The organism is Ardenticatenales bacterium, from assembly GCA_020634515.1.
In the GTDB taxonomy this organism is placed as follows: Bacteria; Chloroflexota; Anaerolineae; order Promineifilales; family Promineifilaceae; genus JAGVTM01.
In genome coordinates this window covers 542,597-560,880 of record JACKBL010000003.1, presented here as the reverse complement: position 1 = coordinate 560,880, position 18,284 = coordinate 542,597, and the positions used below count along the sequence as shown (strand labels likewise).

The 18,284-nt window shown below is 60.5% G+C and carries 14 protein-coding genes; 2 read left to right on the top strand and 12 right to left on the bottom strand.

The window, feature by feature from the left end:
* The first annotated feature begins 4 nt into the window (after positions 1-4).
* Positions 5-1,765 (top strand): aminodeoxychorismate synthase component I, encoded by a 1,761-nt coding sequence (gene pabB, locus H6650_11110; protein MCB8952552.1) that lies wholly within the window; start codon positions 5-7, stop codon positions 1,763-1,765.
* A 199-nt stretch (positions 1,766-1,964) separates the two neighbouring features.
* Here the strand turns inward: pabB and H6650_11105 are convergent, their stop codons facing one another.
* Both H6650_11105 and H6650_11100 read right to left on the bottom strand, forming a co-directional pair.
* Positions 1,965-4,721, bottom strand: coding sequence for an exo-alpha-sialidase (locus H6650_11105; protein MCB8952551.1), 2,757 nt, complete (start codon positions 4,719-4,721; stop codon positions 1,965-1,967).
* A 1,695-nt stretch (positions 4,722-6,416) separates the two neighbouring features.
* On the bottom strand, positions 6,417-6,644 hold the full coding sequence (locus H6650_11100; GenBank protein ID MCB8952550.1) for a hypothetical protein: 228 nt from the start codon (positions 6,642-6,644) through the stop codon (positions 6,417-6,419).
* Between the two features lie 271 nt (positions 6,645-6,915).
* Here H6650_11100 and H6650_11095 point away from each other — a divergent pair, with 271 nt between their 5' ends.
* Positions 6,916-7,959 carry a hypothetical protein gene (locus H6650_11095; protein ID MCB8952549.1) on the top strand — a complete coding sequence of 348 codons (1,044 nt, stop codon included), beginning with the start codon at positions 6,916-6,918 and terminating at the stop codon, positions 7,957-7,959.
* A 246-nt stretch (positions 7,960-8,205) separates the two neighbouring features.
* Here the strand turns inward: H6650_11095 and H6650_11090 are convergent, their stop codons facing one another.
* The 10 genes from H6650_11090 to H6650_11045 form a co-directional block, all read right to left on the bottom strand.
* Entirely contained in the window at positions 8,206-9,084 is an 879-nt protein-coding gene (locus H6650_11090; protein ID MCB8952548.1) for a hypothetical protein, read from the bottom strand.
* A 335-nt stretch (positions 9,085-9,419) separates the two neighbouring features.
* Positions 9,420-11,093, bottom strand: coding sequence for a hypothetical protein (locus H6650_11085; GenBank protein MCB8952547.1), 1,674 nt, complete (start codon positions 11,091-11,093; stop codon positions 9,420-9,422).
* 19 nt (positions 11,094-11,112) lie between these two features.
* The gene (locus H6650_11080) at positions 11,113-12,069 is read right to left on the bottom strand and encodes a pyridoxal-phosphate dependent enzyme (GenBank protein MCB8952546.1); all 957 of its coding nucleotides are present in this window, start codon (positions 12,067-12,069) and stop codon (positions 11,113-11,115) included.
* Positions 12,070-12,394: 325 nt separating this feature from the next.
* The gene (locus H6650_11075) at positions 12,395-13,144 is read right to left on the bottom strand and encodes a GNAT family N-acetyltransferase (protein ID MCB8952545.1); all 750 of its coding nucleotides are present in this window, start codon (positions 13,142-13,144) and stop codon (positions 12,395-12,397) included.
* Between the two features lie 191 nt (positions 13,145-13,335).
* Positions 13,336-13,701, bottom strand: a complete 366-nt coding sequence (locus H6650_11070) for a response regulator (protein MCB8952544.1) — start codon at positions 13,699-13,701, stop codon at positions 13,336-13,338.
* An 81-nt stretch (positions 13,702-13,782) separates the two neighbouring features.
* Positions 13,783-14,184, bottom strand: coding sequence for a PPOX class F420-dependent oxidoreductase (locus H6650_11065; GenBank protein MCB8952543.1), 402 nt, complete (start codon positions 14,182-14,184; stop codon positions 13,783-13,785).
* 148 nt (positions 14,185-14,332) lie between these two features.
* Positions 14,333-14,590, bottom strand: coding sequence for a Trm112 family protein (locus H6650_11060; GenBank protein MCB8952542.1), 258 nt, complete (start codon positions 14,588-14,590; stop codon positions 14,333-14,335).
* A 133-nt stretch (positions 14,591-14,723) separates the two neighbouring features.
* On the bottom strand, positions 14,724-15,434 hold the full coding sequence (locus tag H6650_11055; protein MCB8952541.1) for a metal-dependent transcriptional regulator: 711 nt from the start codon (positions 15,432-15,434) through the stop codon (positions 14,724-14,726).
* A gap of 153 nt (positions 15,435-15,587) precedes the next feature.
* Positions 15,588-15,740: a hypothetical protein gene (locus tag H6650_11050; GenBank protein ID MCB8952540.1), complete on the bottom strand. Its 153-nt coding sequence runs from the start codon at positions 15,738-15,740 to the stop codon at positions 15,588-15,590.
* Positions 15,741-15,746: 6 nt separating this feature from the next.
* Positions 15,747-18,278, bottom strand: coding sequence for a tetratricopeptide repeat protein (locus H6650_11045; GenBank protein MCB8952539.1), 2,532 nt, complete (start codon positions 18,276-18,278; stop codon positions 15,747-15,749).
* Positions 18,279-18,284 lie beyond the last annotated feature (6 nt).

Below are 18,284 nucleotides of genomic sequence, written 5' to 3'. Positions count from 1 at the left end.
ACTGATGGCTGCGCGGGTGATGATCCAGGTTGGCGATGGTTGGCTGTTGTTTCAGCGGCCGCGGCGCGTTGTGGTGGCTGATGGGGTGGAGGGGGTAATGCCGGCACTCCAGGCCATCGAAACCGCCGTGAATCAAAATGGACAATACGCCGCCGGATTCCTCGCCTACGAAGCCGCCGCCGCCTTCGGGCTGACCGTCTACAGCGCGGACCAACTGCCCGGCGGATTGCCCTGGCTCTGGTTTGGCCTCTTCGACGCTCCCACCCGCCTCCCCCGGCTCTCCCCCGCTGCCGCCGCCTACCAGATCGGCCCCTGGCAGCCCGTGCTGACCCCGGCAGCCTACCATGCCGGCATCGGTCGGATAAAGTCCCACATCGCCCGCGGCCAAACCTACCAGATCAACTACACATTTCCGCTCCACGCCCCTTTTGCCGGAGACCCCTACGCCCTCTTCGTGGACCTGGCCGCCGCGCAACAGGGAGAGTACGCCGCCTACCTCGACAACGGCGAGTGGGCCATCTGTTCCGCTTCGCCGGAACTCTTTTTCCGCCTGGATGGCGACCGCCTGACATCCCGCCCGATGAAGGGTTCCGCCCCACGCGGGCGCACACTGGAGGAAGATGAAGCCAACATGGCCTGGCTGGCGCAGTCGGAAAAGAACCGGGCCGAGAATGTGATGATCGTGGATATGATCCGCAATGATATGGGGCGGATTGCCGGCACGGGCAGCGTGAGCGTGCCCCATCTGTTTACCGTGGAGCGGTATCCCACCATTCTGCAAATGACGTCCACCGTGACGGCCACCACCGACGCTCCCGTAACCGATATTTTGGCGCATATGTTTCCCTGCGCGTCCATCACCGGTGCGCCCAAAGTGCGCACCATGGAGCTGATCCGCGACCTGGAGCCGCAGCCGCGCGGCGTCTACACGGGCAGCATCGGCGTCATCGCCCCCGGGCGGAAAGCTCGGTTCCAGGTCGCCATTCGCACCGTCGTTGTAGATCGCTCGCGGCAGCAAGCCATTTATGGCGTTGGCAGCGGCGTGGTATGGGATTCTGACGCTGCCGGCGAGTGGGAGGAATGCCTGCTCAAGGCGCGGGTGCTGACTGCCCGGCGTCCCCCCTTTTCACTGCTGGAATCGCTGCTGTGGGACGAGAGGGACGGTTACTTCCTTTTGCCTGACCACCTGGCGCGCCTCTCTGCTTCCGCCGCCTATTTTGCGATTCCGCTTGACCTGCCCGGTATCGAACGGGCGCTGATGCGCTACGCGGTCCATCTGCGCGGGCGCTGCAAAGTACGGCTGCTGGTGGGCGCGGCGGGCGAATCACACATCATGCACGAGCCGTTAGCGCTCATGCCGGCATCCGAAACCATACCCATCGGCCTGTCGCCCACGTCCATCGACAGCAACGATGTCTGGCTGTACCACAAGACGACGCACCGCGCCGTTTATGACGCCGCCCGCGCCGCCCGTCCCGATTGCGACGACGTGTTGCTGTGGAACGAGCGCGGCGAACTGACGGAAACGACCACCGCCAACATCGTCCTCGAACTGGACGGCGTCCTGGCCACGCCTCCCGTCACCTGCGGCCTGCTTCCCGGCACCCTTCGCGCCAGCCTCCTCCGCCGCGACCCCCTGACGCCCACCCCCAACGGCCTCCCGCTTCAGGAGCGCACCCTCACCCCCGCAGATCTCAACCGCTGCCAGGCCATCTACCTCATCAATTCTGTCCGCCGCTGGCGTCCCGCCCGCCTGCTTTCCTGAAACAAAGGCCCACGAAGCTGAAATACAGTTCCGCAGGCCTTTGTTTTATGTCAATGGAGACGCCGTGAACGGTGGCACATCATCATAGATTTCGCGGATTTTTGATTTATCCGCGCGTTTCCGCGTTCATCGGCGTCCTACTCTCGCAGGGAATGCCGGCAGTTCACCAGTTGCATTGTCCCGGCGTCGGTGTGTTTCCCTACTTGGGTTGCACCGCTACGCCGTTGCCGCAGGTGGTGTAACCTGGATACAGGTAGCACACTGCCAGCGACGACGCCAGCGGAGCATTGCCGTAGTAGTAGGAGAGACCCACCGTGCCGCCTTGATTTTCAATGCCGGCAGAATGGTTCCCGCCATCCGAAGGCGCATTCATGTAGTGGACCTCAACGTTGTTGCTGTTGGCGAACAACTTGAACTCCATCGTCACCAGGTTGCCACTCGGATAGTGCGGCACATTGGTGAACTGTACCACAAAACGCTGGTTGGGAGCCGTCCCCAACGTCTGGTAGTGAATCGTCCCACCCGCGGCCGGATTCAGATCTTCCCACCAGCCGGAGATGACGCCGTTCGGCGTCGCCGAATTCGGCAGTTGCTGCCCGGAACAGCAGCCGCTGCTCGAACCCGCGTTCACCGTCAGGAAACCATTAGAACTGACGTAAATGCTGGTGTAATCCGTGCCATAGTAGTTGAAGGTGAACCCTGTGGGGATCGCCACGCTCACCTGATCATCACCGAGCGTCAACGACGTGCCCGTTCCGGAGATGTCCTCGAAGTTGTACGACACCGGACCGGAATTGGAGTCGGTGCAGGAGTAGCCGTAGGCATCAGGCGGGCAGACGGGCGCGAATTCCTGGGTGCGGAAGTAGCGTGGCGCGGAGAAACTGCCGGCACCGCAGGCGTTGTAAGCGCGCACAGACCACAAGTAGTTGGTGAGCGTGTCCAACGGCGCGGCAAACGTGTAGCTCGTGTCGGTCGTGACCCCATAAACGAGTTGTCCGGTGGTCAGGTTCTTCACGATGATCAGGTACTGCAAACCCTGAGCCGGGGCGTCCCAGTCAAAGGTTGGCGTCACCGATACGTTTTGCTCGTTGGCCATGGGGTAAACCAGCGGGGAAGCGCCCGGGGCGGCGGTGAACAGGTTCAGATCCACCGACTTGGTCTTGGTTCCGGTCGTGGATGTGCCGGAAACATCAATGGTGTAACTGCCGGGAGCCGCGCTGGAGCCGGCCAGAACCAGGTAGCTGGTTCCGGGCGGGATCACCGGGTTGGTGCTGAAGTACGGGTTGTAGCCGGTGGGCACGCCGCTGGCGCTCAGCGCCACCGGGTCGGTGAAGCCCAACACCTGGCCGACCGCTACGTTATAGACCGCATTGTTGGGCACGCAGATGTTGCGATTCGCGGGCGTCACGTCCAGCGTGAAGTCCGGGGAGAACGCCTGCTTGTCGAACCACACGTCCGGGTCCTGGTGGCCGCTGACGACGTTGCGGTCATCCGACCACTGGATGTAGCCAAAGCCGGGAACCTGCGTCTGGGTGTCATAGTCACCGTGGTAGCAGGTGGCCAGGTTCGGGTCCAGGTAGATGGGGGACTGCACGTCGCTGATCAACTGGCTGGGTTGCCAGGTGACGCCGCCATCCTCGGAAACGCGGATGTAGTATTGGAAGAGCAGGTTGTTGCCATCATTGCGCCGGTCATACCAGCCGGCGACGACGCGCCCGGTGGCGCTCACGCTCAAGGTGGGCTGATACTGGTCGCGGGTGGTGCCGTCATCGTTCAACAGGATTTCTGGCTGCCAGGTGGCGCCATTGTCCGTGGAACGACGATAGTACACGTTAACCACGTCACCGGTGTTGTAGCCATCGGGGTCGTAGGAGTAAATGGCGTGCAGGTTGCCATTGGGGCCAACGGCGATTTGCGGTGAGGGCAGGTAACGGATGTTGCCGTTCAACGCCGGACGTCCGCAACTGGCGGTAGGCGTCGCGGCGCGCGGATTGACCTGACCCGTCATGGGGTTCGTGACCAGGCTGTAGGAGACGCCGCCGTTGGTGGAGCGGGCGATTTCGATGTCAATCGGACCGGAGGAGTACGGATTCCAACGCACCCAACCCACGTACACGTCCCCGTTGGGGGCGACGGTGGGCCAGGCGCCCTGGACATCCACGCCGGAGGCGCTCAAGGCCACGGGCGTGGACCAGTTGGTGCCGTTGTCGGAGTAGGTGCTGAAGATGCGCGCGCCGGCATTGAAGTCGGTCCAGGCAACGTAGAGACGGCCATAGTGCGGGCTGGCCGGGGTATTGTCCACGGCCATCAGCTCTTTGTCGTCCCCGCCGCCGCTGTGAATCAGGGCATGGAACTGGAACGAGGCGCAGTCATTGGTGGAGCGCCAGATACCCAGACCGCTCTGGTCCAGGGCGGCGAAGTAGAAGTAGCCATCCGACTTGCGCCAGACGAGGCTGGGGTCGCCAAAGGAGCGGCTGCCCAATGCGCCGCCGTCCACGAAGCTGGCGCCGCCATCGGTGGAGCGGCTGAAGCCGGTGTACCCCTGACCCTGCACGACGCCACTGTAGCCGTCGTTGTAGCCGGAGCAGATGGTGCCGGTGTTTTCGTTCACGGCGATGGTGGTTTCGCTTTGGGTCGTGGCCGTGCCCGTCTCGCCGGTGGAGTTATTCACTTGTACGTCCACGCCACCGAGGAGGGCGGCGGTTTCCGGCGTCATGGGGGCGCTGACCTGGCCCAGCTCATTGGCGCGGCCACAGGCCAGCAGCAGTTTGGTCTCGAACATGCCACCCATGCGCTCGCGGGCGGCGGGGTTGTCCAGCAGGCTACAATTGTTTTCGGCGGCAGCCTTTTCCGCGCCAAGAAGTGCGGGCGCATCTGCGTGAGTTGCCAGAACCTGGGTGAACAACAACGTTAAAGTCAAGAGCGAACCAAAAAACAAGACCCGTATTTTTGACATGACACTTTTTCCTTTCTTGTCTGGGTGGGAACAGCTTTCTTGGCACTTGGGAATCATCTTGATTGAACGCAACCACTAACGTTCTCTGGAGATTGGACCAAATTCACGTAGTCAATGGCCATTTTCACCAGAGAAAATGGGTTCAATCTGGCCTAGCAGTTACGATTGAACAACTGGACATAGCACCTCCTTTAAGTCGCCGTCCGCAATTAAATCAGCGGAAATGTGCGGACAGCGGCTATCATGAATAGCTTGTCAGTAACCGTCCGTAAAAAAGCGTGAAGTTATTTTCGGGCGGTTACTAAGAATGGGGGTCAGTGGATAGCGGGCAGTGATCAGAAGCGCCGCCTCTGAACTATCCATCAAGGGGGGGACGCGGAAAAACGCGGACGAAGCAAAACCCGCGCACTCCGCGAGATCTTGATAAATTCTATCCATCGTGGTGTGCCCCGCGCATGGGTGACTCCTTGCTGGATGCTGGGAATGGCATGTGGGCGGAATCGCTCTGGATTGTGAGTCTTGTGAGCATCTTCCACATGTTGGTTTCATTCGGTTCGGTCGTACACGCCCCATAAAACGGGTTGCCATCAACAAAGATATTCAGTTGGTTGCTTCAATTGAGTGAGAAAGACAAAGAAGTCCATCATGGCGCTGTCCGCCGCCACGTTGGATGAAAGACGACAAAAGTCCTGGCCGGGCAAAATGATGTCAAAGCTCGTTCGAGACTCTTGTAGTCTGTTTTCAGGACAGTCTTGGCCAGGCGTGTCGACGTCAGTGTTGGTGAGCGTCCAGAATTTAGTTCTCTCCAAGATTGGTTCATTCTCCAAGAATGAACCAATCTGAAAAGGGGGAGCCTTGCTAGACACTCACTTGGTTGAAGCCTTGTGCCGTCTATTTTCAAGACGTCCAACGGTGCAAGTGCAATACACTTCTGGACTCTGGCGTTTTTGGAGTAGAGGCTTCAGCCGGTCCACATATGGGGGTTGACCCGGCTAAAGCCTCGACTCCGATCACCCTATGTGGAATTCGCCAAACTCCAGTACACTTTTCCAGAGTGCGCGTGACAAAGATCTGGTTTGTAAGTGCGCCGCGCCTCCGGGGGGAGCCGTGACGAGAAGGTTACATCTGGCATGACATGCGTACTATAGATAGTTACTCCATATTTGTCAAAGGGTGTTTTCATTTCAGTTGACTGTGGCTTGCTGTAGGACAATTCGCTGAATTGCCCTCCGCCGTGAAGGGACAAGTTAGGCAAATTGTCCTACGGCGCGGGCAGCCTGAGCAACCTATTTGAAACACACGTTTTGTCAAAAAGGTTCGGTGGGCCGCGACTATTCCCATTTTGACGCTTGATAGCGGGGCCGGGACGGGCGCCGTCTGAATAACGACCAACACGCCGTCACCCGCCTGTCTCGCCCCTTTGCCGGTGGCAAAAGGGTGCGATGGCATGGCGAAACCGCCGCTCCTTTGTCGCCATAGGATTCCGGACCATGCCACCCTGCGTTGCATTATCCCAAGTTGAGCATTGCCGGAGCCTGTGGATAGTGTGTCCGCGTGTATCTATTCAGCCTCTAGGGTATATGGTCCCAGATATCTTCCCGGAAGCTCGATTTCAAGCTCAAAACGCCGCATTATTCCGTTCATTTGGCATCGAAACAGCTTCCGGGAAGGTGGTCGTGAATTGTTACGTCCGCGTTAGCCTTTTTTCTTTTCGTCCGGGGAAGGTTTCCTGCCATCTCCCAGTTTTGCCAGCCGCCCGCTGGCGTAATATTCATCCCCTGTATCCCCATTCTTTTTCAGCCGCCCATCGGGATAGTATTCATCGCCAGAGGCCCCATTTTTCTTCAACTGTCCGTCGACGTAGTACTCATCGCCGGTGTCCCCGTTCTTTTTCAGTCGTCCATTCTCCCAGTATTCGTCCACGTTTTTCTCCCTGTGTTTTCAGAAGCGATGGCAGCGGTGCCGCCGGATGCGTTTACTTCCACAAACTTTATGACTTTTGCGGACCGGATTTGCTCTTTTTGGGGGAGAGGAGGGGCGGGACTTAAGGATGTGTTAACCTGGCGGGGTGGGGGAAAGATGCCGGCATTTCACTTGTCATGCCAGAAACATCCGGTAGAATGCGGTTTGCAATTCGCGGACGACTGCCTTTTGTTGTTCATGTGCCGGCAAAAACCCAAAAGAAGATAATGTCATGGGGAATTTCAACCCAAAACGACAGCGGCAATTGCCGCCATCGATTTACATCTGGCGCGTGGCGCAAATCGCATCCTGGCTGGTAGGCCTTTACATTCTCTATAACCTGATTTTCCACGCTGCCGTCGGCCTCAATCTGTTTTGGAATATCTTGATCACCCTCGCTCCGGCGATCCTGGTTCTGGCTACTGGCGCGTGGCGCAACCTCTGCCCCATGGCGACCACGGCGCTGTTTCCGAGTCGCCGCGGTTTTGCGCGCCGCAAGAGATTGACCAGGGCACAGATCAGCCGCCTTAACCTGGTCGCCGTCATCGCCTTGTTTATCCTGGTCCCATTGCGACACGCGATATTTGACACGAATGGCCTGGCTACCGCTTTCCTGATCATGGGGCTGGCAACGATAGCGGTCTTTGTCGGCATCCGTTATGAGTGGAAAAGCGCCTGGTGCGCCGGTTTATGCCCCATCTACCCGGTGGAAAAGCTGTATGGGTCGCGCAACAGCGTGTCGTTACCCAATATCTTTTGCCAGGAGTGCTACCGCTGTGTTACGCCTTGCCCGGATATAACGCCCGGCCTGCATCTTCTATCCGTGAAGACGACGGTTCACGATAGGCTGGCGGGGGTTATGATGGTTGGGGCGTTTCCGGGATTTGTCTGGGGATGGTTCCAGGTCCCCAGTACCTCCAGCGCGATTAACCCGCGGCAGTTGCTGGCGATTTTTGTGCCTCCGCTGTTCGGGTTGGTCGTCACGACGCTGTTGTTTCTGGCGTTACGCCGGTTTGTGCCGGCAAACGTTCTTGTCAGGTTGTTCTCCGCCGCCGCTGTATCCTGCTACTATTGGTTCCGGCTGCCGGCATTTTTCGGGTTTGGGAGCTTCCCTGGCGCGGGAGTGGTGCTGGATTTGTCGGGGAAGATGCCGGCATTTTTCATGCCGGCAATTACCGTGGCGACCACCGCCTTCTTCGTCTGGTGGATCGTCCTCCGCAAACAAAAAAAGACGGGTTGGCTGCTGCGACCCGTCCATGCGGATAAAGAAACCTGAACACGGCAACCGCCCACTCCCGAAGTGCCAGCCGTGCCAGACTGGGAATGGGTTATGACTTGTGCCGGCATCTGGTCAAGCGTGCGCTTCATTTCCGGCGAAAAAACATGGAGGGGCGCCTGTCCTCCCTGCTTCCCCAGGAATCCACGCCGGGGAAGCGGGTTGTCCGATTTGGAAAATCGGACTACGAAGGGGTTGTGGGAATGAAAAGCCGAGTCCGTTCAACCTCACCTGGACCCCCCCCGGTTACTCGACCCCACCCAATTGTCGTAGCCGTGCCAGGCGTTCCGGCTCATTGGCGACGAGCCACGGGTCTTGTGAAAGTTGAGCATAGGCGAGGGCAAATGCACGGCGGGCTTCTTCCGGGTTGCGTTGTAGCGCGTGCAGGCATTCGGCGATTTCCTCTAGCACATACATCCCCGGTTCGCCGGCTGCTTCGTACTCGGCCATCAACTCCCGCTGCATCGCCAGCGCCGTTTCGACTTCGCCCAGAGAGCGCAGCGCGCGCGCCACGCACCAGCGAGCAATGCGAATCTGCGCGCGTCCGCCCTGCTGTTTGCGCCAGGCCAGCGCCTTCTCAAAATAGGCCAGCGCCTGCACGTAATCCTCCTGGTCGTGCCAACTCCAGCCCATGTTATTGTAAAGGGAGCCAAGCCAGTTTCGCGCGCGGGCATCGTTGGTTTGTTCCGCCAGAGCCACGGCTTGCAGATTCCATGCCATTTGCGCGGCGGGCGGTTCGATAATGCCCATCATGTGCGCGGCGTCGATGGCGTAGAAATCTTCGCCGGCGGCTGAGGCTTCTTCCCAGGCAGTCAGGAACAAGGGACGAGCCTCCTCGGGGTGTCTGGCGGAGTTATAGACGCGACCTCGTTCCAGCAGATAACGAACACGGGCGCGCGGCCAGTCGGGTTGCAGCATCGCTTCCGCCGTGTCCAGAGTCTCGTGCGCGGCGGCAAACTGGCGCTGTAGCCCCTGCGTGCGGGCGATCTGGGTGAGGAGTTGCGCTGTGTAGGAGGTGTGTGGCGCAGCCTCCGCCAGCCGTTCCCGAAACAGGGTTTCCGTCTGTGCCGGATGGTCATAGTCCCAAAGCGGGTCAAAATCGGTCGTCTCATCCATTCCTGACATGGGCTGTCCTCCAGAAAACTGTCTCACAAAAGATTGGACCAATTTTCTCTGGTGAAAATGGCTATTGAGCGCGTGAAATTGGTCCAATCTATCACAAATAACACAAATTCACCTTTGCGCCTTCATTCCTACTGTTCTGTCTGAAACCTTTCTGGAAGCTCACTTCCAGGCCAGAGTCGCCTCATAAACAGCTTCCAGGAAGAATCGTTACTGGACACTGGCGTTTTGGGCGTGGAGGCTTCAGCCGACCCCCATATGGGGGTTTGAGCCGGCTAACGCCGCGACTCCGGCTACCATATGGGGGTTTCGCCAGACTGCGGTACGTTAACAAGACACTACTCGTCCAACAAAATAACGGGTTCTTGATAGTAGCGCAGGCGGCTGCGGGCGAGTTTTTCCGCCAGGAACTGGTTGAACCAGGAGCGTTTGGCGGCGAGGGGTTCGTCTTGCTTCAGGTGCGCCAGGTCGAGATTGAGGCGGAGGATGCGGCCAGGAATGATGAAACGGGTGAGACCTGCCGGCATTAAATCCCCGCGACTGGCTACTTCAAACACCGTTTCCGGGCTGAACTGCGGGAAAACCACCAACGTTTGCATCTGCGGATACTGCCCCAGCAGCCGCCCCAGGTCTGTCGTCAGCGTGCGTTCCACGCTGCCCCAAACCGTATAGGCATGGACAATCTGGTTCAGCATACCCAACCGCGACCCCTCAGACACGATTTCCGCCAACAGCGCCGAGCCATCCTGATTGAGAAAGTAGCAAAGAGCGTTGCGCTCTTGCAGCGCCAGATGCGCCTGGTCCGCGGAGATGGATGTGAGGCGCAAACCGGCCAGGTCGCGCAGCCGGGCGACCAGCTCCGCGAAAGGAGCTTCGCTGGAGACGGCGTGATACCAGGTGTGCAGCCCGAAGCCTTCCCGGTCGGTGGGCACGACCTGGACCACGGTGTAGGGGAAGCCGAGACGTTTGAGGGCGGTGGAGCGAGTGGCGCCATCGAGAACGATATACTGCTCGCCCCATTCGGCCACGATAGGCGGGTTCACGAGGCGGCCTTCCGCTTCCAGCCCTTCCATGAGGCGGGCGACGCGCTTGTCGTCGGTGTATTCGTGGGGGATGACGCGCTCGCTGGGCACGATTTTGAGGGAAAGCGAGTCGCTGGGCGGCTGCACCCGCAGCACGTCAATCACCTGTCGCGCCAGGTCGCGGTCGCGTGCCTGGCTGTCGTGTTCTTCCCAGTTAAGGGGGGGCACGGGGATGAGGCGCGGATGCGTGAAGTCGTAATCCGGGGGCAGGGTGAGGGCCGCGCCGGTCAGGTGTCCGCTGCTGAGGGCCTGGGCGACGGCGTGGAGATCGACGATGCCGGCATGGGCCGTATTCACCAGAAACGCACCCGACGGCATCAGGGCCAACTCGTCCGCGCCAATCAGGTGGCGCGTTTCCTCATTAAAAGGCACGTGCAGGCTGACGAAATCCGCCTGGCGCAGCAGGTCGGGCAGATCGGCGACTTCCACGCCCGCCGCCAATGCCAGTTCGGGCGTGAGGCGGGGCTGGTTGACCAGAATGTGCATGTCGAAGGCGTGGGCGCGTTTGGCAACCTGACGCCCCACGCGGCCAAACCCAACGAGGCCGATGCGCCGGTCGGCCAGGGAGAAGCGATGGCCGAGGCTGGTCAGCCGTAGCAGCAAGCTGATGGTTTGTTCGGCGAGGGCCACGGAGTTGCCCACATCGCCGGAGCGCACTTCGATGCCCATGAGGCGGGCGGCGCTGACGTCGATCTGGTCCAGGCGGCTGCCTGTGCAGGCGATCACGCGCAGGTTGTAGGCGGCTTCGATCAGCCGCTCGTCTACATGGGTGTCGCTGCCGACGATGAGGGCGTGGTAGGGGCCGATCTGTTGTGCCAGGTCGCCGGAGTTGAGGTGTGGGTGTATGTCTACTTTCGCTACCTGGCGCAGGAGGGAAATGCCGGCACTATCAAATGAATCAACTATTAGCACACGTGTGGGATCGGACAAAATCAAACCTCCAATGTTCTTACTCTTTCAAGTATAGCGCCACATTACCGCCGCTAAAAATGACACCCACCCGCTGCCCCGGCTGCGAGAATGTGCCCATCAGCAGAGGGGCCAGGGCGACGGCGGCGCTGGGTTCAATGATCAGCTTCAGCCGCTGCCAGACGAATTGCAGTGTCTCGCGGATGGCCTCCTCGCTCACGGTGGTCATGTCCGCCACGTATTGGCGCATGATGGAGAGATTGCGCCGGCCAATGAATCGCGTACGCAGGCCATCGGCGATGGTGTCGGGCACCGTGGGCAGGGTGTGGATAACGCCGGTGCGGAAAGATTCGTTGGCGTCGGCGGCTTTTTCCGGCTCTACGCCAATGACGCGGCAAGTGGGGCGGCGACCGGCGGTGGCCAGGGCCGTGCCGCTGATTAAGCCACCGCCGCCCACGGGCACAAACAGCAGGTCCAGGTCGCCCACTTCGTCGAACAGTTCCCAGGCGGCTGTGCCCTGCCCGGCAATGACGTATTCGTTATCATACGGGTGGATGAGTGTGTAGCCGTGAGCGCGCACCAGTTCGGCGGAAACGCGCTCGCGTGCGGCGGCATCGCAAGGGATGATGGTGGCGCCGTATCCCGCGGTGGCCGCGCGCTTGACGGCAGGGGCGTCGTGGGGCATGACGACGTAGGCGGGCACGCCCAGCAGCCGGGCGGCCAGGGCCACGCCCTGGGCATGGTTGCCGCTGGAATGGGTGATGACGCCGCGCGCGCGCTGCGCGGCGGTCAGGTGGCTGATGGCGTTGTAGGCGCCGCGAAATTTGAATGCGCCTACTCGCTGGAAGTTTTCGCATTTGAGGAAAATTTCCCGCCCACAGCGGGCGTTGAGGGTGCGGGAGGTGAAGACGGGGGTGCGGTTGACCACCCCGGCCAGGTGGGTGGCCGCCTGCGCGACGTCGGCGGGCGTGGGGATGATGATGTCGTTTGGGGTCATTAGCTTGTCTTGTTTGCGAGTGATGACTTGGCGACCCTCCGGGAATGGCTTTACACTTTTCGCGGACGGTACTGACAAGGTTGGTTCATTCTCCAGGAATGGTAACGGCTAAGCCAGACTGGACCAATTTTCTCCGGTGAAAATGGTCAGTGAGTGCGTGAAATCGGTCCAATCTCCAGAGAGAACGACATTTTGGACGCTCACTGCCAGGCTGTCCGTCCATTTCCGCTAATTTTATTGCGGACAGCCGCTAATTTTATTGCGGACAGCCGCTAATTTTATTGCGGACAGCCGCTAATTTTATTGCGCCCAGCCATTGACGTGTTTATGGGCGCACCATTTCGATGCGGCGGAAGGCGTCGAAGTAGCCGACACGCTGAAAACCGGGCCATTTGGGGTCGGCGGCGGCGATGTTTTCGATCATGGTGTCTTTGCGCGGGTGGTGCTGGTGAATGGCGTGCAAGATGGCGGCGGTGACGATGACGGGGTCGCCGGCCATGACTTCGACGACGATGCGCGTGAGTTGGAATTTGCCGACGTCGAAGCTGGCCCATCCGTAGCCGCCATGCCGGCATTTAACCATCAAAGCTTCGAGTTGGTCCACGTTGTGCATGGATTCCGTCTCGTTGAGCCAGTTGGGTTTTTCGCGGCGGTTGGCGAGGAGGGGCAGGACGTCGGCGCGGGTGAGGGGGATGATCTCGCGGATGGTGCTGGCGATGGTGGCGGGGGAGTCGCGGGGGATGGGGGAGCGGCGGACGACGAGGAGTTCGCGGGTTGTGCGGAAACCGTATCGTTGGAAGAGGTGAAATGCCGGCATATTCCCCTTAATCACCTCCAACCACACCGTTTCGATCTGTCGCTCCCGTGCCGCGTCTAGCAGAAAAGTCATGATTGCCCGCCCCGCGCCCGCCTGTCGCCGCTCCGGGATCACGCCCAACCGCGTGATCCACGCCCGCCCCGGACGCACGCCCAACATGCCCAAGCCAAATGGTCCCGCCTCATCCGTGAGGACGCAGGAGGCGGATAGCGACACATCGTAGACGCGCATGTACTCCGCCAGACGCGCCGCACTCATAGGCATGGGAACGATGTAATCGGAGCGCGTCTGGTTATAAAGCTCGGTAAGCTCCTCCAGGCTGAACTGGTCAGCAGGTTGCGCTTTCAGGGTGACACTCTCTTTTGTGGCGCGGCAGCCCCCTGGCTCCGTTGATCATCCACTACCAATCCCGGAGGCTGCGCCATGATGAATCCCCTTGTCGGTCGGGCCTATGATTGGATGTAGGCCGCAATTTGCGTGGGAAATTCGCGCACGTTGATCGGTTTGAGGATGCAGCCGTCGCATCCGTAGCGCTCGGCCATGGCCAGCGCTGTGTCGCGTGGCCAGGCGGTGATGGCGACGATGGGGACATGGGCCAGGTGGGGAAGTTCGCGCAGCAGCAGGATAACGGTTTGCCCGTCGATGTCGGGCAGGCCGAGGTCAATGAGGATGAGGTCCGGCTGTTCGCGGCTGGCGATCTCCAACCCTTGTTCACCCGTGCCGGCATCCAGCAACCGGTAAGGATGCGGCTCCAAGATACGGTGAATCAACAGCAAATTGCGCGGATCATCTTCGATATGCAGGACAGTCTTCATAACCTGGCAACCATACCAATCTGTGTCGTGGATGGCGAAATTCCCGCCGACGTCAAAAAAGCTCCCTGAAGGGAGCTTTTTTCAGCGGTTGCTGGTATTCACCCGCGTTGGTTCAATCTTGTAGATGCAGCGCTGCTCGCCTTCGGGCAGCGGGTACCTGGCCCAGTCCGTGTATTTTCGCGCCAGCGCGTTAATGTGCGCCTCGGCAGCCGAACCTGTCTCGTACGCAACGACCGTGCCGCGAATCTCCAACCAGCGGTACGGATTGGTGGGATCAATGGCCGTGATGGCTACCTGGGGATGGGCGCGCATGTTTTTGTCCTTTTGCCGGCCCAGGGCGGAATTGACCCAGACCTGATTGCCGTGGCGGTCGCACCAGACGGGGGTGGCCTGCGGCTGCCCATTCGGCATCACGGTCGCCAGGACGACGACGACGTTCTTGTCGAGCAAATCGTAATAATCTTCGGGAATTTGTGCGCTCATGAAGTGTTCCTTGCCAGGGGGCAAATTGGGTGGTAAATGAGGACGAGAGGTTTCCCTGTGGGTTCGCGCCAAATCAGCTTTGGCCTGGCCGATACACAAGAACCCTTCCCGTGTACCCGTCATTTCCAATCTTAAATACGGACGCGCCCTATGCAGCCGGCGGGGGCACGGGCAGGTCTTCCACGGGTGTGTCTTTCCATTTTTCCCCTTCTTCGATGAGCATGACGGGGATGCCATCCCGAATCGGGTACTTCAGCCCGGAGTCGGCGCAGACGAGCCAGGTGTTCCGCACAAGTTCCAGCCGTCCCGGGTCGTCGCCGTATTTTTCTTTTTCCTGAACGGCCAGAGGGCAGCGGAGAATTTCCAGCAGGTCCGCGCTAATAGGAAGGGTGGCTGTTTCGCTCATGAGTGTTCCTTGCATAGTGGTTGGTTGGTGGTTGTTAATGGGTGAAATGATACGTCTTTCATGGATATGGGGCAAGGGGTGGCGCGTGTGCGTGTGTGGGTTTGCCGGTCCCTTGCTCCTCGCGCCATGCCCCTCACTCAATGACTTCGACCATGACGGCTTGGGCGATGGCCTGGCCGACGATGCGGTCTTCGTTGTCGATGACGACGGTGATAGGGCCGGTGAAGGGGGCGACGTGCTTGACTTTGAGCATGGTTCCGGGGGTGAGGCCGAGTTCGGCGAGGTAGCGGAGCATTTCGCTATTTTCATCATTCAAAACGTAGGCGACGCGGGCGTAAGTGCCGGCATTTAACCCCGCCAACGATTCCGCCTCCACCACCGCCATCACCCCATCCTTGCTGGGGATCGGGTTGCCGTGCGGATCAAAAAGCGGGTAGTTCAACGCCGCGGCAATACGCTCCTCCAGCTTCTCGCTAATCACATGTTCCAGTATATCCGCCTGCTCGTGCACCTCGTCCCAACCAAAGCCCAGCGCCTCCATCAAGAAAAGCTCAATCAGGCGGTGATGGCGAATCACCTCCAGGGCGATGCGCGTCCCCGTTTCCGTCAGCGTAACCCCATAATGCTTCTCGTAATTAACCAGGTGCAGCCGGGCTAATCGTTGGATCATACTCGTCACCGACCCCGGCTTCACATCGCGCGCCTCGGCGATGCGCGAGGTCGTCACCGGCGATTCCTCCTCCGCGAGCATGTAGATAGTCTTCAAATAATCCTCAATCGCCTGATGGTTCAGACTATTTCGTTGTTCCGACGAACCTGTCTCCAGGGTATTGATTTTTGGCATACTGACCTCTGAATTTAGGTGTTTCAAAAAATTTAACATAGCCCACCATGATTGTCAAGTTGCCGTGAAAACAGGGGGCGGAACGCGGGTTGGTGGACTGCAAACGTTGTTTACGCACGGAGTGTGCCATGTGGAATGAACATCCTCAGGCGTTCACGGACGATGGGGGCTTTGGGTCAGGCTGCCGGCATTATTGGCGCGTGGTCTTGTCTCTGACAGGGAGGTGGTGGGGCGGGCGTGATGCCGGCACTGTTCATACCGACCAGAAGGAGCCGTGCGAAAACTCCCCGCGCGACGGATCACCACGGGGGGTTATACCTGATGCGGTTGGATGGCGTGGGCCTGCTGCCAGATTATCACTTCGGCGGCCTTGGGGTGGCCGATGGTCTTGAACAGGTTGACGCTGGCGGCGGCGTGCGCCTGCGCCTGTGGCCAGCGGGCCTGGATGGCGGCGGCGCGGGCCAGTCCAAACAATGCTTCCGCCATCATGGCTTGATTGCCGGCATCTTTGGCCATTCCCAACACCTCCACAAACATCCCTTCCGCCTCGACCCCCGCATCCCGCAGCAGCAGCACCTCCCCCTGCGCCAGCAGGATACCGCTCAGGCGTGAAAAGTGACCCAGCGCCCGCGCCAATGCCATCGCCTCCCGCAAACAGGTCGTGGCTGCCGGCAAATCCCCCTCCTCAAGCGCGATCAACCCCAGATCGCGCAAGATCGCCGTCTCCCGTTCCCGCTGCCCCATCTGCCGCACCAACTCCAGGCTGGCGTGCAAATAGCGCGCGGCCTCCCCCAGGTCTCCCTGATCCTCCGCCAACATCCCCAGCGCCCAATACAACCCGCTGCGCAAATCCAACTCCCCCGCCGACTGCGCCAGTGCCAGCCCTTCCTCATAAAACGCTTCCGCCCGCGCATAATCGCCGCGCATAAACGCCTGCACCCCCAGGCCACGCAGCAAGTTGCTGACGACGTTGCTCTGCCCCACCCCCCGCGCCAGCGCCAAACCCTCCTGATAGTACGCATCCGCCAGCGCATAATCGCCGCGCCGCGCCGCCAATACCCCCAGATTCCGCAGTAGATCGCTGATCAGGGCCGCGTTTGCCTCATATGCCGCACCATTCTCCGGTTCTGGTGGCTGGGCGCGGGCCAGCGTCAGCCCTTCCTCATAGTATGTTTCCGCGGCATCGTATTGACCACGCCGCTGCGCCAACCGCCCCAACCCGCGCAGCACGGGCACGAGCGCCGGGGCTGGTTCCCCCCGCCGCAGTGCGTTTTCCGTACGCCCCAATTGCTCCGTCGCCAGGTCGTAGTAGCCGTGTGTTTCCCAAAAGGAGTAAATGGCGGCGACGCCGGCGGGGAGCACGGATAGGAGTGCCGTGTCTGCCGGGAGGCTGTCCTCCTCAGCCTGGGCGGTGGCAATTTGCACGCTGTTAAGCAGATGATCCTGCTCCAGGGTCAGCGCCTGCATATCGCGCGCGTGGGCGGCGGCAAAGGTCAAGTAGTAGACGGCCAGCCGCCGCTCGTGGTCAAGACATGCGGCTGGCGACAGTTGCTCCCGCGCGAATGCGCGCACGAGTGGATGAAGTTGATACCGTCCCGGACGTCCTTGCTGTACCAGGGAGAGGCTAAAGAGCTGCCGCAGCAGATCTTCCGCATCTTCCAATGGCGTGGCGCTGATGACGGCTGCCGCCTCCGGGCCAAAATCCTCCCCCCTGATCACGCCCAGCGCCGCGAAAAACTGGCGCGCTGCCGCCGATAGCCCATCGTAGCTGGCGTGCAACGAGAGGCGCACGTTCTGGTCTTCAAAGGCGAGTTCCTGCAAGCGGCGCTGTTCTTGTCGCAAGCGGCGCAGGAAGGCGGATTCCGACCAGCCGGGTTCGTAGGCCAGGCGGCTGGCGGCGATGTCCACCGCCAGGGGCAGATGGCCGAGGGCGGCGGCGATGGCGCGCCGGCTTTCGCGCACCGCGGGGTCCGGTTCTTCTCCCAGCAGTTTGCGGAAAAGTTGCAGCGATTCCCGCCCGTCTTCGTTAAATGGGCCGACGGGGAACTGTGCGCCGCCGCGCGCTACGGAGAGATTGCGGCGGCGGGTGGTGATGAGGACGACGCAGTGGGTGGTGGGAGGCAGTAGCGGCTGCGCCTGCGCGCTCCGTTCCACATTGTCCAGCACGATTAGGGCGCGTTTGGCGGCCAGCAGTTCGCGCACGACGCGCCCGCGGCTGTCAATGTCCACATAGGGGGACGCGTCCACGCCATAGGCGTTGGCGAATGTACTCAGGATGGACATGGGGTCGGAGATGTCTACGCGCGCCCACAGAATGCCGTCCGGGAAATGGGGGCGGAGTTGGTATGCCAGGTGTGCGGCGAGCGTGGTTTTGCCCGCGCCGGCCATACCGTATAGGGTGACAACGGCCCCCTGCTGGCTGCTGAGGAGGGTGTTGGCGAGGTGTTCCAGGAGGGTGGCGCGTCCTACAAAATAGGAGAGGTCGGGGATGGCCTGGAAGGGGGCCGGGAGGGGGGGCGTGTCGGCGATGGGAGTGGTCCAGGAGGCAAGGAGATGCGTGAGTTCGACGTTGGCTTCGTTTTGGGCCAGCAGGCGCAGTTCGGCGAGACCTGGGTGTCCGGCGGCTTCTAGCAGGCGGCTGGCTTCCGTGGGGGAGAGGCGCAGGGCGGCGAGGAGGCGTAGCAGGTCTTCATGTCCGCGTGGTCGCTTGACACGTCCTTCAGTCCAGTTGACGATGGTGGCTTTGGGAATGCCGGCAAGTTTGCTCAACTGACCGGTCGTGTATCCAGAGCGCTCCACAAACTGGCTCAATATCTCCGCGAATAAGAAGGGGTCGGTGGCCATTTGCGC

Coding starts and splice junctions, on each gene's coding strand:
- pabB (MCB8952552.1), top strand. CDS start 5: ATGGCTGCGCGGGTGATGATCCAGGTTGGCGATGGTTGGCTGTTGTTT.
- H6650_11060 (MCB8952542.1), bottom strand. CDS start 14,590: ATGAGCGAAACAGCCACCCTTCCTATTAGCGCGGACCTGCTGGAAATT.
- H6650_11090 (MCB8952548.1), bottom strand. CDS start 9,084: ATGTCAGGAATGGATGAGACGACCGATTTTGACCCGCTTTGGGACTAT.
- H6650_11095 (MCB8952549.1), top strand. CDS start 6,916: ATGGGGAATTTCAACCCAAAACGACAGCGGCAATTGCCGCCATCGATT.
- H6650_11045 (MCB8952539.1), bottom strand. CDS start 18,278: ATGGCCACCGACCCCTTCTTATTCGCGGAGATATTGAGCCAGTTTGTG.
- H6650_11065 (MCB8952543.1), bottom strand. CDS start 14,184: ATGAGCGCACAAATTCCCGAAGATTATTACGATTTGCTCGACAAGAAC.
- H6650_11080 (MCB8952546.1), bottom strand. CDS start 12,069: ATGACCCCAAACGACATCATCATCCCCACGCCCGCCGACGTCGCGCAG.
- H6650_11070 (MCB8952544.1), bottom strand. CDS start 13,701: ATGAAGACTGTCCTGCATATCGAAGATGATCCGCGCAATTTGCTGTTG.
- H6650_11075 (MCB8952545.1), bottom strand. CDS start 13,144: ATGAGTGCGGCGCGTCTGGCGGAGTACATGCGCGTCTACGATGTGTCG.
- H6650_11105 (MCB8952551.1), bottom strand. CDS start 4,721: ATGTCAAAAATACGGGTCTTGTTTTTTGGTTCGCTCTTGACTTTAACG.
- H6650_11055 (MCB8952541.1), bottom strand. CDS start 15,434: ATGCCAAAAATCAATACCCTGGAGACAGGTTCGTCGGAACAACGAAAT.